This is a genomic window from Enterobacter sp. R-25, assembly GCF_049913205.1.
GTDB classification, from domain to species: Bacteria; Pseudomonadota; Gammaproteobacteria; order Enterobacterales; family Enterobacteriaceae; genus Enterobacter; species Enterobacter ludwigii.
Window position 1 is genome coordinate 4080687 of sequence record NZ_CP183982.1, and the last position, 13247, is coordinate 4093933.

General features: G+C 56.0%; 15 protein-coding genes. 6 read left to right on the forward strand and 9 right to left on the reverse strand.

Annotated elements, in window-relative coordinates; genetic code table 11:
* Positions 1 to 6: 6 nt before the first annotated feature.
* From ACN9MQ_RS19440 to ACN9MQ_RS19450, 3 genes are all read right to left on the reverse strand, one after another.
* The gene (locus tag ACN9MQ_RS19440; protein WP_020883597.1) at positions 7 to 228 is read right to left on the reverse strand and encodes a TraR/DksA family transcriptional regulator; all 222 of its coding nucleotides are present in this window, start codon (positions 226 to 228) and stop codon (positions 7 to 9) included.
* Positions 228 to 455, reverse strand: coding sequence for a DUF2732 family protein (locus tag ACN9MQ_RS19445; protein WP_040018794.1), 228 nt, complete (start codon positions 453 to 455; stop codon positions 228 to 230). Before ACN9MQ_RS19445 ends, ACN9MQ_RS19440 begins: the two co-directional genes overlap by 1 nt.
* Positions 456 to 522: 67 nt before the next feature.
* Positions 523 to 861 carry a DUF5347 domain-containing protein gene (locus ACN9MQ_RS19450; protein WP_044866162.1) on the reverse strand — a complete coding sequence of 113 codons (339 nt, stop codon included), beginning with the start codon at positions 859 to 861 and terminating at the stop codon, positions 523 to 525.
* Between the two features lie 287 nt (positions 862 to 1148).
* Here ACN9MQ_RS19450 and ACN9MQ_RS19455 point away from each other — a divergent pair, with 287 nt between their 5' ends.
* A complete protein-coding gene (locus tag ACN9MQ_RS19455; protein ID WP_047956130.1) occupies positions 1149 to 1724 on the forward strand; it encodes a phage repressor protein CI in 576 nt (191 codons plus the stop codon).
* Between the two features lie 271 nt (positions 1725 to 1995).
* A complete protein-coding gene (locus ACN9MQ_RS19460) occupies positions 1996 to 3165 on the forward strand; it encodes a DNA repair protein (protein ID WP_047956131.1) in 1170 nt (389 codons plus the stop codon).
* Here the strand turns inward: ACN9MQ_RS19460 and ACN9MQ_RS19465 are convergent, their stop codons facing one another.
* Positions 3166 to 3930 carry a siderophore-interacting protein gene (locus ACN9MQ_RS19465; protein ID WP_059306146.1) on the reverse strand — a complete coding sequence of 255 codons (765 nt, stop codon included), beginning with the start codon at positions 3928 to 3930 and terminating at the stop codon, positions 3166 to 3168.
* Positions 3931 to 4076: 146 nt separating this feature from the next.
* Here ACN9MQ_RS19465 and ACN9MQ_RS19470 point away from each other — a divergent pair, with 146 nt between their 5' ends.
* On the forward strand, positions 4077 to 4571 hold the full coding sequence (locus tag ACN9MQ_RS19470) for a PadR family transcriptional regulator (RefSeq protein WP_032679005.1): 495 nt from the start codon (positions 4077 to 4079) through the stop codon (positions 4569 to 4571).
* Here the strand turns inward: ACN9MQ_RS19470 and ACN9MQ_RS19475 are convergent.
* The gene (locus ACN9MQ_RS19475; RefSeq protein ID WP_063934251.1) at positions 4568 to 6127 is read right to left on the reverse strand and encodes a methyl-accepting chemotaxis protein; all 1560 of its coding nucleotides are present in this window, start codon (positions 6125 to 6127) and stop codon (positions 4568 to 4570) included. The genes ACN9MQ_RS19470 and ACN9MQ_RS19475 overlap by 4 nt on opposite strands.
* Before the next feature lie 335 nt (positions 6128 to 6462).
* Entirely contained in the window at positions 6463 to 7983 is a 1521-nt protein-coding gene (locus tag ACN9MQ_RS19480) for a methyl-accepting chemotaxis protein (protein WP_426021145.1), read from the reverse strand.
* Positions 7984 to 8419: 436 nt separating this feature from the next.
* Between ACN9MQ_RS19480 and ygjG the strand changes: the two genes are divergently transcribed.
* Entirely contained in the window at positions 8420 to 9799 is a 1380-nt protein-coding gene (gene ygjG, locus ACN9MQ_RS19485; RefSeq protein WP_020883590.1) for a putrescine aminotransferase, read from the forward strand.
* 33 nt (positions 9800 to 9832) lie between these two features.
* Here ygjG and ACN9MQ_RS19490 read toward each other — a convergent pair whose 3' ends face one another.
* Positions 9833 to 10435, reverse strand: a complete 603-nt coding sequence (locus ACN9MQ_RS19490) for a helix-turn-helix domain-containing protein (protein ID WP_020883589.1) — start codon at positions 10433 to 10435, stop codon at positions 9833 to 9835.
* Positions 10436 to 10477: 42 nt separating this feature from the next.
* On the opposite strand from ACN9MQ_RS19490, the gene ACN9MQ_RS19495 reads away from it, so the two are divergent.
* Both ACN9MQ_RS19495 and ACN9MQ_RS19500 read left to right on the forward strand, forming a co-directional pair.
* Positions 10478 to 11164, forward strand: a complete 687-nt coding sequence (locus ACN9MQ_RS19495) for a B3/B4 domain-containing protein (protein ID WP_073396347.1) — start codon at positions 10478 to 10480, stop codon at positions 11162 to 11164.
* Positions 11165 to 11176: 12 nt separating this feature from the next.
* Positions 11177 to 12025, forward strand: coding sequence for a dihydrodipicolinate synthase family protein (locus ACN9MQ_RS19500; protein ID WP_040018788.1), 849 nt, complete (start codon positions 11177 to 11179; stop codon positions 12023 to 12025).
* 38 nt (positions 12026 to 12063) lie between these two features.
* Here the strand turns inward: ACN9MQ_RS19500 and lsrG are convergent, their stop codons facing one another.
* Both lsrG and lsrF read right to left on the reverse strand, forming a co-directional pair.
* Positions 12064 to 12357 carry a (4S)-4-hydroxy-5-phosphonooxypentane-2,3-dione isomerase gene (lsrG, locus tag ACN9MQ_RS19505; protein WP_063214104.1) on the reverse strand — a complete coding sequence of 98 codons (294 nt, stop codon included), beginning with the start codon at positions 12355 to 12357 and terminating at the stop codon, positions 12064 to 12066.
* A complete protein-coding gene (lsrF, locus tag ACN9MQ_RS19510; protein ID WP_014171710.1) occupies positions 12354 to 13241 on the reverse strand; it encodes a 3-hydroxy-5-phosphonooxypentane-2,4-dione thiolase in 888 nt (295 codons plus the stop codon). The genes lsrG and lsrF overlap by 4 nt, the downstream gene beginning before the upstream one ends.
* Positions 13242 to 13247 lie beyond the last annotated feature (6 nt).

A 13247-nucleotide genomic window follows, 5' to 3' on the forward strand; every position in this document is an offset into this window, starting at 1 on the left:
ACCAATTTATCCTCCCCGGAAATGTTTGTTTTTCAGCTCCGTTATCTCCTGGCAAGTGACGCATAAGGCCACTCCAGGTAACGCCTTTCGCCGCGCCTCGGGGATGGGGATGTCGCACTCCTCGCAGGTAAAACGCGAGGGCGATGCGCATCGCTGGCGGGCGCTATTAATATGACGTTCGCGATCTTCAAGCTCACGCTCCTGCGCCAGATCGATAAAATCGGCCATCAGTGCAGCTCCTGGGATTCGCGTTCGTAACGGGCAGCCTCGTGACACAGCAGTTCCGCTGCGTCTTCGCCACACATTCCGGTTTTATAGATGTGACTGGCTAAAGCCTCCAGCCGCAGGGAGACGGCGAGTGCGAGTGCCCTGCGCTCCTCCATCTTCGCCTGCACCAGCAGGTGCTGGAGTTCCTCGCGCCCGTTCAGAAAAGTGCGGTTTTCGCTATTTCGCATCACTCATTCTCCTTAATTCAGGCAATAAAATGCCCGGCGGGTTTACGCCATTACGTTTTGGGGTGGATTAAAGCGGCATGGTCAGCCGTTCAGGAAATAAACTCACGACTGCACGGAAATGATTCATGGCTCCGATAAGCGCTCTTTTCTCCTCAGTCGTCAGCTCATTGATACCGCATTCGTGACGGGCGGCGGGTAATTTAGCCAGGAAAAAGATGGCCGCCAGCGCCCTGTTATTCTCTTCAAAACAGGGATCGCGCTTATCGCGCATCTCGGCCAAAAACCACGCCAGCGCTTTCTCGTTATCGCCCCAGTACCTGGCACGCAGTTCGGCCACGTGATTAAGCCCGGAAAGACGTGCCCCCACCTTGAGTGGGACCGTTGCACGTGTCGCTTCTATTGCCATAACGTCCCTCGCGTTGATTCACACTGTGTGAATTACTCACCCGTAACGGGTTGAAAACGGGATTGGCCTACGCGTTACGCCGCTTTCCAGCGCAGCGAACTGCGCCAGCCTAACGACAGGGCTGGCACTTTGATGATTGCGATTTCAGAAGCCATGTTGCATGATTCCCATTTTGATAATGTCTGCAATCATTAGCCTCTGTTTGCCAACGTCTGCCGCTGATTGCCCGAATTCGCATTGATACTAATACTCAATTGAGCATTAGTAAATACCCAAAGGAATATATTTTGATTTTAGATTCTCAAGTGAATAATGAAGAGTTACTCGATAGAATCTGTCAGGTATATGGTTTTACCCAAAAAATCCAGCTGGCCCGGCACTTCAATATTGCCGCCAGTTCCCTTCAGAACCGCTACGCGCGCGGCACCATCTCCTACGACTTCGCGGTACAATGTGCACTGGACACAGGGGCCAGCCTGCGCTGGTTGATGACCGGACAAGGTGCCCAGTTTGAAGGTAACCCTGCACCTGGCGATCCCGTTGCTGTTGTTACATTCACTCTCAGTGATGGTCAGCTGGAAGAAAATTCCACTTTGAGTATCGATTCACATCTCTTTAGCAAACCGCTCACTCGCGGTATCGCAGTCCGGTCTGAGGCAAAGCTCCACTTTGTTGAAAAAGGGGCGCCATTAACCGACGGGCTATGGCTGGTTGAGATTGAAGGCACTATCAGTCTTCGTGATTTAACCCTGCTGCCGGGGAAAAAACTCCACGTCGCGGGCGGCAAAGTCCCCTTTGAATGCGGTATCGATGAGATAAAAACACTGGGCCGTGTGGTGGGCATCTACAGCGAGGTGAACTGATGGCGGGTCGTATGGTACGTATAGCATCATTCGATTTCGCTATGCAGGGCATTCAGCCTTAGGTATTCCTTCAGGACTGGCAGAACAAGAACCGGGGCCAACGCTCCCCCGCCAGCCTTTCGGCTTCCTGTTCGTGCCACTCTTCTTCACAAACCCTAAAAACTAAAGAAATCCCCCATCGCGCCGATCATCATCCGTGTGTATTATTTCCTGTAGCGTTTACAACAATTAACCTTAACTCAAATACTTAAGCGCCAAAGCGAAAGGCATCATGAGCACACCGATCAAACGGCTAGAAATCATAAAAAATGCGATTGAGCTGGAAGACGACGACATCATCCAGAGCCAGCTGACACGGCTGAAAAATGAAGCGTTTGACGATGAGCTACAGGCAATCGTCGCGGCGCTTGAGCAGAAAAACTATACCGTTGCCATGGCGGCGATCGCTGCCTGGCTACAGGGCCAGCGCGCCATGACGCAATGGCGTGACCCGCAGGTGGCGGCCAGCAAGATGGAGCTGAAAGCGCTGGAAGAGCGCCTCAGGGATTTGATTGACCGTCGCAATGCCCGCGTGCAACAGCTCGATGAATTCAACGATCTCTATTTCTCACGCCTCGGACCTCTGATGCAGCAGATCCTCGCCCTGCGTAAAACGCTGGCGGAGCTGAACCTGCGACGTCAGCAGGCGGAGGCGCGTCGACGTGAGGAAGACTACCGTCGCTGCCAGCGCTATATGGCGCAGGCGGTGGAGGTGCTGGCGATGCTGACCCAGCGCTGGCGCGATCTGCCTGCGGATTCCGTACAGGCCGCCGAGGCGCGTAAGCAACTGCAGCAGCAAAGCAATCTGATTGCTAACCTGCTGGCCGAAGCGCTGGAGCTGGAGAGTGGCTTAACGCGCGAAGAAGAGCCTGCACGTCAGGCGCGCGACGAGGCCAATGAAGAGTACGAGAAATATCGCGAGCAGCATCACGATGCCGAAATGCGTCTGCGTAAAGGCAAGAACCTCTCCGAGGAAGATCAGAACGAACTGAAGCGTCTCTGGCGTCAGGCGAGCAAGCTCTGCCATCCGGACCTGGTCGCTGACGATCTGAAAGAAGAAGCCAACGCGATGATGGTGCAACTCAACCAGGCCAAACAGCGTGGTGACGTTAAAGCCATTCGTTCGCTGGTGGCACGTCTGCAGCAGGGCTTTGAGCCGCTGATGGCCAGCGACAGGCTGAACGATCTGGAACGTATCCGCAAAAAAATGGCGCAGGTTCGCGAGCAGATTGACACGTTAGTGAACGAGCTGGCGGAGCTGGAGAAAGAGGAGTCCTGGCTGCTGGTCTCGTCGCTAAGCAATATGGAAGCCTACTTTGCCCAGCAGGAGAAGGCGCTGCACGACGTTCGCGCCTCGCTCGAACATCAGGTGAGCGAAGCGCAGCTGGAGTCCGCAGCCTGATTATTTAGCGTGCCAGTATGCACTGGCACGCACCAGCTGCTGGTCGATTGCGTCGGTTTCAAACTGACGGCTCAGGTTTTTCACCACCTTTCCTTCCCCGGTCAGCCAGATAAAATAATCTTCCGCAGGCACCGTCAACGCCGCCAGACGCTCGGCCACCGCCTGTTCGCTGTGGCCGACAACCCAGGTGATGTTGAACGCGCTCAGATGGGCCAGATAGTCCTGATACGACGCATCACCGACCGTCACCACCGCATGAATGTCCGGGCGAACCGGCAGTGTTGCGATGCTTTCCAGGCGACGGCGCAGCGCGGGCATGCCGGATTCATCACACACGTACAGTTGCCAGGCATAATCTTCCGGCACAACCAGCGAACCGCGCGGGCCGCCAATCGTGAGCGTGTCACCCACTTTTGCCTCTGTCGCCCAGTAGCTGGCAACGCCGCCATCATGTATGAAGAAATCGAGCACCAGCTCATGCCGTTCGGCATCGTACAGAGGTGTATAGTCTCGCGCCTGCGGACGCACACCGTCGCCCCAGTCGATACCTTCATCGGTAACAACCGGTGGTACAAAGGTCGCCCCCGGGGCCGGGAAAAACACTTTTGTATGGTCGTCGAAACCGCGAGAGCTAAAGCCCTCCAGCGCTTCGCCTCCTAAAACAATGCGCTGGAAACCTGCGCTGACACGCTCAACGCGAAGCACGTCCAGCTTGCGAAAACGGAGATCATTACGAACACGTTGTGGGTAACGGGTGGATGTCATGGTGAGACCCTTCTCAGGTGAATACGATATATCTAAATCAATTTTAAATGATAATGATTGCTAATCAGCAAGAATGCAAGATCTTTTAGATTGCATCTGAATATATCTAAGATATAGTTTAGATATATCAATTTGAAGGGATGAGTATGCGAAACGAACACGACGGCGGCGGACGCCGACCACGCTTTTTTGGTCACGGCGATCTGCGTCTGGTGATACTGGATATCCTGACCCACAACGCGAGCCATGGCTACGAGTTGATCAAGGCGATCGAGAACATGACGCAGGGGAATTACACCCCAAGCCCTGGCGTTATCTACCCGACCCTCGATTACCTTCAGGATCAGACCTATATCACCATCACCGAAGAAGAGAATGGCCGCAAGAGAATTGCGATTACCGTGGCCGGTCAGCAGTGGCTGGATGAAAATCAGGAGCAGCTGGCGCAAATTCAGGCGCGTATCAAAGCGCGCTCTGTCGGCTTCCAGCTGAGAAAAAACCCGCAAATGAAGCGGGCTCTGGATAACTTCAAAGCGGTGTTAGACCTGAAGGTGAACCAGGGCGAACTCAGCGATGCGCAGCTTAAGCAGATCATCGGCGTGATCGACCGCGCAGCGCTGGAGATCTCCCAGCTGGATTAAGCCAGTACGCGATCGCTCACGCGGAAGACGCGGACAAGGTCTTTTAGGTGCATCGCCTGTTCGTTCAGGGACGCTGCTGCCGCGACAGACTCCTCCACCAGGGCGGAGTTCTGCTGCGTGGTGGCATCAATCAGGCCGATCGCGCTGTTAATCTGCGAGATCCCTTCCGTCTGCTCATGGCTGGCCTGGCGGATCTCACGCAGAATGACATCCATCTCTTCCACGTTGCCGACCATACCGTTAATCAACTCGCTCGCTTTCTCGACCAGGTTCATCCCGTCCTGCGTCTGGCTGGTAGAACTTTCGATCAGCTGACGAATTTCACTGGCGGATGACGCACTCTTCTGCGCAAGCTGACGCACTTCGCCCGCCACCACCGCAAAACCACGACCGTGCTCGCCCGCACGTGCCGCTTCCACCGCCGCGTTCAGCGCCAGAATGTTGGTCTGGAAAGCGATGGCATCGATCAGGTCGATGATGTCGGACATCCGGTTAGAGGTCTCGTTAATCAGGCGCATTTTGCTGGTGACCTGCTTCATCATCTCGCCGTTGTTTTTGACCACCATGGCGGCGTCCGCCGAGAGGTGAGTTGCTTCTCCGGTGTGTGAGGCGGTGTTTTTTACCGTCGCCGTGATCTGCTCCATCGAGGCGGCGGTCTGTTCAACAGAGCTGGCCTGCTCTTCGGTGCGCGCGGCAAGATCCTGGTTCCCCGCGACAATCTGCGCGGCGGCACTCGAGATATTCTCCGAACCGGTCTGGACCTGCTGCACAATGCCCAGCAGACGCGTTTTCATCTCCATCAGCGCATGCAGCAGCAGGCCGGTTTCGTCTTTACCGTGCGGCGTGATGCTGCCGGTCAGATCGCCTTCAGCAATGGCTTTTGCAAAATCCACCGCCTGGCCCAGCGGACGCGTGATTGAGCGCACGATAAACCAGCCAATCAGGCTGCCGGTCGCGACGCTAAAGAGCGTGATCAGGATCAGCAGCAGGCGGTTCGATTTGAAATCGCCCTCGACCTGCACTCCTGCGCTTTGCATTTCCTGGTTCTGAATCGCGATCAGCGCCTGCACGTTGGCTTTATAGGCCTGCTGTAGCTTCAGGGTGTTGGTCATCATCTCCTGAATAGCGCCCGCCCGATCGTTATTCTGCACCGCCTGCAAAATGCGATAACGCGAGTCCAGATACTGCTGACGCACGCCGCGTATCTCAGCAAGAACCCGCTGTGATTCTGGATCCTGCAGCGCAGTATTCAGCTCGCCGAGGATCACCGTAATCTGTTCGCTGATCGCTTTTAGACGCTGCTGTGACTGCGCTGTATACGTTCCCTGTTCATCCAGTAACATCAGCTGCTGAGTGCCAATAAATTCCTGGAAGTTGTCGATTAACTGGTTCGCTTTTACCGTGGTCGGATAATCACGGGTAATGATGGATTGCATTCCGTTGTTCGCCCGGTTCAGGCTTAGCAAGGATAAACTCGCACTGACCACCATCAGGACAATAAAGAATCCAAACGCCAGAAATAATTTCGTGCCGATCTTTACGTCATGTAAGAACATATTTTCTCCATCGATGTGATTATTTCTCAGACGATCACCGTTATCGGTAACGAAACCTCTAACTTTATGACTTTGATCGTTTTTTTATTTCACAACCACGACAATGGATAGGTCTAGACTATTAATATTCGTAAATCGATCGTTACGTCACCCTCTGATGAGGCATTTTCAAAATAGCATCGGGGAAAACGGACTTAGGCTGGGGTAAATATCTGATGTGCTTTCTTTAGTTACTTAATATAAAGTTAACAATAAAAGACATTAATAATTACATTCAGAAAAAATAAAGCCGCTTATTCCTGATGAAATAAACGGCTTTCTGGAACCTTACTGGCTCAATGGAGCACGGTTACCGCATCCTTAAGACGCCCGGCGCGATGCTTCACCATTGCGGATATGTGGGCACTTTCCTCAACCAGATCGGCATTTTTCTGCGTAATGCTGTCCAGCTCGGCCACCGCACGGGTGAGCTCTGACAAGCCGGTAGCCTGTTCAGAGGTGGAGTGGCTGATCTGCGCGATAAGCTGCGTCACGTTTTTCACCTGCTCGACGATATCATCCATTGTACGACCGGCGGTATGAACCTGATCAGAGCCGGACTGCACCTTGCTGGCGCTGGCATCAATCAGCTTGCGAATATCGTTGGCTGCACTGGCGCTACGGCTGGCGAGATGGCGCACTTCGCCGGCGACAACCGCAAAGCCTTTCCCCTGCTCACCGGCTCTTGCCGCCTCCACCGCCGCATTCAGCGCCAGAATATTGGTCTGAAACGCGATGTCGTTAATAAGGGAGGTAATCGAGCCAATCCGCTGCGTGCTATCCGCGATGTCATCCATGGTTTTCACCACCGTCTGCATCGCGTTTCCGCCTTTGGTCGCCGCGCTGCTGGCGGCCACTGACAGCTTGTCCACTTCGGCGGCGGTTTCTGAATTACTCTGCACGGAGGCGGCCATCTGGTTCATTGTCGCCACGGTCTGCTGCACATTGGCCACGGTCTGACGCGTCCGATCGTTCAGATCTTCATTCCCCTTTGCCAGCCTGTCGCTGCCATCACGCACGCTCACCACCTGGCTTGACACATCGTTAATCAACCAGCGGCACATCAGCCCCAGCTGCCCTACCGCACGCAGGGTCAACCCCAGCTCGTCGCTGCGGTTCAGGTGCTGCACGCTGTTGCGCTCGCCGGTGGCGACTTTCAGCGCCTGACGCGCCACGTTTTCGATCGGACGAACAATCTGCTGCTCAAACAGCAGCGTGCCCAGCAGCATGACTACCGCGGCGGCAGCCAGCGGGTACGCACCCGCGGAGGTGGCCACCAGCGTGGCAGCCAGCACCGCAAACAGCCCCGCCATCACGCTGCGCACACGCCAGCGCAGCGGCATTGCCGGAAGTTTCCCCAGCCAGCCTTTCCTTACCACCAGTCCTTTATGAATACGTTTCTTGCAGCGCCCGTCATTCAGATCCCGATAGAGCGGCTCCACGCCAGCAATCTCTTCTGCCGTGGCTTTGGTGCGAATCGACATATAGCCCGTCACCTGCCCGTGACGCACCATCGGCACCGCATTGGCGCGCACCCAGTAGTGGTCGCCATTTTTACGTCGGTTTTTGACAATGCCGCTCCACGGCTCGCCCTTTTGCAGGGTGTACCACATATCGGCAAACGCCGCTTTTGGCATATCGGGGTGGCGTACCAGATTGTGCGGCTGGCCCATCAGCTCATCAAGCTGATAGCCACTCACCTGCACAAAGGTGTCGTTGGCGTGGGTCAGGTAACTGTGGATATCGGTGGTCGACATTAAGGTGGTGTCATCGTCCAGAGGATATTCATTCTGGGTGACAAAGGTTGGAGCGGACATCGTGAGCATCCCTTGCAGGTTATTTGAATGTTAATTTTGTGGATTAATGTTTTTTCGGCGGTATAGAATTTATCTTTAGTTGTTAAAGTTGATAGAGATCGCAGATTTCACTTAAACCGCACTTTTTGTGAGATTTTATAATTCATTGATTTCAAATACTTTCGTAGAGAAATTACCTGCAGAGTATGACGCGTTAACGCCCACTTAAGTCGCAGCGTCTGCACTCTTTAAGTGCAATGGCCTCTTGTTCGCACCTCCCCAGGCCTTTTCCGCCGTACCGCTAAATCCCGTATCGGTTATATCGGCATGATTAAATTTTGCGCAACATAATGTTAACCTGGTGTTTATCCTGATTTTCGTTAAGGCATCTGAAGTGGCGTAATCCCTGCAATACTTAATCCAGTATCATGTGATACGCGATCCCCGGGAGCACATTTTGAACAGGTTACCTTCCAGCGCCTCGGCTCTTGCCTGTACCGCGCACGCACTGAATCTCATTGAGAAGCGAACGCTTGATCATGAGGAGATGAAACAACTTAACCGAGAGGTCATCGATTACTTTAAAGAGCATGTCAATCCAGGGTTTTTGGAGTATCGCAAATCTGTTACCGCCGGCGGGGATTACGGAGCCGTAGAGTGGCAAGCGGGAAGTCTTAATACGCTTGTCGACACCCAGGGACAGGAGTTTATAGATTGCCTGGGTGGTTTTGGAATTTTCAACGTGGGGCACCGTAATCCAGTTGTGGTTTCCGCCGTACAGAATCAACTTGCGAAACAACCTCTCCATAGCCAGGAACTGCTCGATCCACTTCGCGCTATGCTCGCGAAAACGCTCGCGGCCTTAACGCCCGGCAAACTGAAGTACAGCTTCTTTAGCAACAGCGGCACGGAATCGGTCGAAGCGGCGATTAAACTCGCCAAAGCGTACCAGTCGCCGCGCGGCAAATTCACGTTTATCGCCACCAGCGGCGCGTTCCACGGAAAATCCCTGGGCGCACTGTCGGCTACCGCCAAATCTACCTTCCGCAAACCGTTTATGCCGCTGCTGCCGGGCTTCCGCCACGTGCCGTTTGGTGACATTAGCGCTATGCGCACCATGCTGAGCGAATGCCGTAAAACCGGCGACGACGTGGCTGCGGTGATCCTGGAGCCTATTCAGGGTGAGGGCGGCGTGATCCTGCCCCCGCAGGGCTATCTGCCTGCCGTGCGTCAGTTGTGCGATGAGTTTGGCGCACTGCTGATCCTCGACGAAGTCCAAACCGGGATGGGGCGTACGGGCAAGATGTTTGCCTGCGAGCATGAGAACGTCCAGCCGGACATTCTCTGTCTGGCAAAAGCGCTGGGCGGCGGCGTGATGCCGATTGGCGCGACGGTGGCGACCGAAGAGGTCTTCTCGGTGCTGTTCGACAACCCGTTCCTGCACACCACGACGTTTGGCGGTAACCCGCTGGCCTGCGCGGCCGCGCTGGCGACCATCAACGTGCTGCTGGATCAAAACCTGCCTGCACAGGCGGAACAGAAAGGCGATATGCTGCTGGACGGTTTCCGCCAGCTGGGCCGGGAATATCCGGATCTGGTGCAGGATGCGCGGGGTAAAGGGTTGCTGATGGCCATTGAGTTTGTCGACAACGAAATCGGCTACAGCTTCGCGAGCGAGATGTTCCGCCAGCGGGTCCTGGTTGCCGGAACGCTCAACAACTCGAAGACCATTCGCATTGAACCGCCGCTGACGCTGACGGTTGAACAGTGTGAGCAGGTGCTGAAAGCGGCGCGTAAAGCGCTGGCAGCCCTGCGGGTAAGCGTGGAAGAAGCGTGATATCCCCTCCCCCTCCTGACGGAGGGGGTATTTTTAGCGGTGAAACTCCGCCACCGTCATGGTAAACCGCAACACATTTTCGCCCTCATTCGCGTAGCCGTGTGCCGCTTCCGTTTTCGCCACCGCCGAAGCGCCTGCCGCCACCTGCGTCACCGTCTCTTCCACCGTCAGGGTCAATCCTCCCTCAGTAACATGCAGCAGCTCAAACGTTCCCGCCGGATGCCCCGGCGAGGTAAAACGCTCCCCCGGATGCATCACCCACTGCCAGAGTTCAATCATATCCGGGCCAGACGTGCCCGCGAGCAGCCGGGCATATCCGCCCTGTGGGCCCTGCCACAAAACCGGGATCGCCGCTTCTTCTATGACGTGCACCCGCGGCTCGCTGGAGACGTTAACGATATCCGCCACCGAAACGCCCAGCGCGGCAGCCAGCTTGCAGAGAATGGCAATGCTGGGATTCGCCGCCCCTTTTTCAATCTCCACCAGCATGCCTTTGCTGACGCTGGCGCGGCGTGAAAGCTCATCCAGCGACAGTTTTTTCTCTTTGCGCCAGTTGCGAATGCGGGTGGCGACGGCCAGGCTTACCTGGGCGATATCGGCACCCGAATCGGTCATTATATTGACTTTATCAGTCATTGGTCACTACCATAGTATAAAACAGTCAATACAGGATTATTTATGTCTCTCGTTACGCCGTCAATAGACCCGCGTCTTGCCGGGATTGCCCCCGGCTTTCGGGCGCTGAGCATTCTGGTTAAAGCCACTCCGATAACCCAGCCGGATGTGGCCTCTGCCGCGCTGGCACAGGCCTGCCAGCAGGTCCTCACTGATGATGTCGCCTGGGCGGAAGCGCACCTCAGCGCCTGGGATGACGTGTTCAGAGCGTTTGGTGCGAAACCGAAACGCACGCCCTGCTCGGCATCGGCCCTGCGTAAGCGAGTGCTGAAAGAGGGCGCACTGCCCCCGCTCGATCCAGTGGTCGATATTTACAATGCCATCAGCATTCGTTACGCCATTCCCGTCGGGGGTGAGAACCTTGCCGCTTATGCAGGCGCACCGCGTCTGACGCTTGCCGAAGGTAATGAACCGTTTGATACCCTGAAAGAGGGCCAGCCGGTTATCGAATACCCGGATGCGGGCGAAGTTATCTGGCGCGATGATATCGGCGTCACCTGCCGTCGCTGGAACTGGCGCCAGGGCGTGCGTACACGTCTCGATAGCCAGGCGCAACACATGTGGTTTATTCTCGAAAGTCTGCCGTCGATGCCGTTATCGGCGTTGCAGGAGGCTGGCGATGAGTTAGTCAGCAACCTGCAGCGGCTGATGCCGGGCTCCACTGCTCACCTTCAACTGATTGAACTCTAAAAGGATAAGCGGATGTTTCACGGGTTAAGCGCATTCCCTCTGACGCCATTGCGAGAGGGGAAATTTGATGAGCAGGCGTTTGTGCAGTTGCTGCGCCCGCTGGTGGATGCCGGTGTCGATTCGCTGGGGATCCTCGGTTCGACGGGCAGTTACGCGTATCTGACGCCTGAAGAGCGCACGCATATCACCCGCTGTGCCGTGGCGCATGCCGACAACATCCCGGTGAGCGTAAGTATTGGCGCGCTTCGCCTCGACGATATTCTCCGTCTGGCGGATGAGGCGCAAAGCGCTGGCGCCCGCGGGGTGTTACTGGCCCCCGTGTCGTACCAGCGCCTGACGGCAGAGGAAGTGTTTACCCTGTATGAGACGGTGACCCACCGGATCTCTGTTCCGCTGTGCATTTACGACAACCCGGCCACCACCGGGTTCGAGTTTAACGACGATTTGCTGTATGCCGTGGCGGCGCTACCGAACGTCAAATCCGTCAAGCTCGGGCGCATACCGGACGATATCGCCCACATGCGCGCCCGTCTTCCTGAAAACGTCACCCTGGGCATCAGCGGCGACTGGCGGGCGGCGTCAGCCCTGCAGGCCGGGTTTGATGTCTGGTATTCGGTTATCGCAGGGCTGTATCCGCAGACGGCACTGGCGATTGCACGAGCCAAAGACACCGCAGCCTCTGACCGGCTGGCACCGCTGTGGGCGCTGTTCCGCCAGTACGGCAGTTTGCGGGTGATGGCCGCAGCAGCAGAAATGTCAGGGAAAGTGGCCGCGCCTGCACTGCCGTTCCCGCTTGCGTCGCTGAGCGGGAAACCGCGCGAAACGCTGGCGGCGATCCTGGCGGAACTGGCCCTCGCCTGAGCATCGCCGGGCTAGCGTAAGCGCTACCCGGCGGTCTGTTACTCCGGCAACAACCCGACAAAACTGCGTTTTTTGCGCGGCTCTGACATCAGGTCCTCAAGCTTATCCACGCAGGCCAGATAGTGCGGGGTTTTCTTGTGCGCCAGCACCGCCTCTTCATCCTTGTAGGCCTCGTAGATAAAGAACCGGGTTTTCACGCGCGGATCCTGTAAAACATCAAAGCGCAGATTGCCCGGCTCCTGAATCGCCCCTTCGTGGTTAGCGCGAAACACCTCCAGAAACTCATCGACACGCTCGGGTTTGATGTTGATTTCCACTAATGTCACGTTCATTTTGCTTCTCCCTGTTTCTCTTCCTGCCAGAACTGGAACGCGTCCCGCGCGCTCATGTTCTCATGTACCACTTTTTTCACCGCTTTCAGCATGGCCAGCGGGGCACTGGACTGGAAGATATTGCGGCCCATGTCCACCCCGGACGCCCCCTGGTCAATCGCCCGCCAGCACATCTCCAGCGCGTCGTGCTCCGGCAGCTTTTTGCCTCCGGCAATCACGATCGGCACCGGGCAGCTGGCGGTTACTTTTTCAAACCCTTCGTCGACATAATAGGTTTTGACGAACTGCGCCCCCATCTCGGCCGCGATACGACTGGCAAGCGAGAAATACCGCGCGTCGCGCGCCATCTCTTTGCCAACGCCCGTTACCGCCAGGGTCGGCATGCCATAGCGCGCACCGGCATCCACCAGTTTGATGATGTTGTTGATCGACTGATGTTCAAACTCACTGCCGATGTACACCTGCGCCGCCACCGCGCAGACGTTCAGGCGCAGCGCATCTTCCATCGCCACCGCCACGCACTCGTTGGAAAGTTCTCCTAAAATCGAATTGCCGCCAGAGGCGCGCAACACGACGGGTTTATTGGTGGCGACAGGCACCTGGCTGCGCAAAATACCGCGGGTGCACATCAGCACGTCGGTTTCCCCAAACAGCGGGGCGATAGAGAGATCGATACGCTCAAGGCCGGTCGTCGGTCCCTGGAAATAGCCGTGATCAAAGGCCAGCATCACCGTGCGGTTGCTTTTTGGGTTGAAGATGCGCGCCAGCCTGGACTGCATTCCCCAGTCCAGCGAGCCGCATCCCTTCAGGGTAAACGGCACGTTCTGCTGCGGTGTGCCGATGCCAAAATCTTTGCCGTCTTTGATGTCGTCTAAATCAGCCATTTGCTC

What these genes read in the sequence shown, in the direction of transcription:
- ACN9MQ_RS19495 (WP_073396347.1), top strand. Translation starts at nt 10,478, where the DNA reads ATGTCTCTCGTTACGCCGTCAATAGACCCGCGTCTTGCCGGGATTGCC.
- ACN9MQ_RS19490 (WP_020883589.1), bottom strand. Translation starts at nt 10,435, where the DNA reads ATGACTGATAAAGTCAATATAATGACCGATTCGGGTGCCGATATCGCC.
- ACN9MQ_RS19480 (WP_426021145.1), bottom strand. Translation starts at nt 7,983, where the DNA reads ATGTCCGCTCCAACCTTTGTCACCCAGAATGAATATCCTCTGGACGAT.
- ACN9MQ_RS19440 (WP_020883597.1), bottom strand. Translation starts at nt 228, where the DNA reads ATGGCCGATTTTATCGATCTGGCGCAGGAGCGTGAGCTTGAAGATCGC.
- ACN9MQ_RS19500 (WP_040018788.1), top strand. Translation starts at nt 11,177, where the DNA reads ATGTTTCACGGGTTAAGCGCATTCCCTCTGACGCCATTGCGAGAGGGG.
- ACN9MQ_RS19465 (WP_059306146.1), bottom strand. Translation starts at nt 3,930, where the DNA reads ATGACATCCACCCGTTACCCACAACGTGTTCGTAATGATCTCCGTTTT.
- lsrG (WP_063214104.1), bottom strand. Translation starts at nt 12,357, where the DNA reads ATGAACGTGACATTAGTGGAAATCAACATCAAACCCGAGCGTGTCGAT.
- ACN9MQ_RS19470 (WP_032679005.1), top strand. Translation starts at nt 4,077, where the DNA reads ATGCGAAACGAACACGACGGCGGCGGACGCCGACCACGCTTTTTTGGT.
- ACN9MQ_RS19475 (WP_063934251.1), bottom strand. Translation starts at nt 6,127, where the DNA reads ATGTTCTTACATGACGTAAAGATCGGCACGAAATTATTTCTGGCGTTT.
- ACN9MQ_RS19445 (WP_040018794.1), bottom strand. Translation starts at nt 455, where the DNA reads ATGCGAAATAGCGAAAACCGCACTTTTCTGAACGGGCGCGAGGAACTC.
- lsrF (WP_014171710.1), bottom strand. Translation starts at nt 13,241, where the DNA reads ATGGCTGATTTAGACGACATCAAAGACGGCAAAGATTTTGGCATCGGC.
- ACN9MQ_RS19450 (WP_044866162.1), bottom strand. Translation starts at nt 861, where the DNA reads ATGGCAATAGAAGCGACACGTGCAACGGTCCCACTCAAGGTGGGGGCA.
- ACN9MQ_RS19460 (WP_047956131.1), top strand. Translation starts at nt 1,996, where the DNA reads ATGAGCACACCGATCAAACGGCTAGAAATCATAAAAAATGCGATTGAG.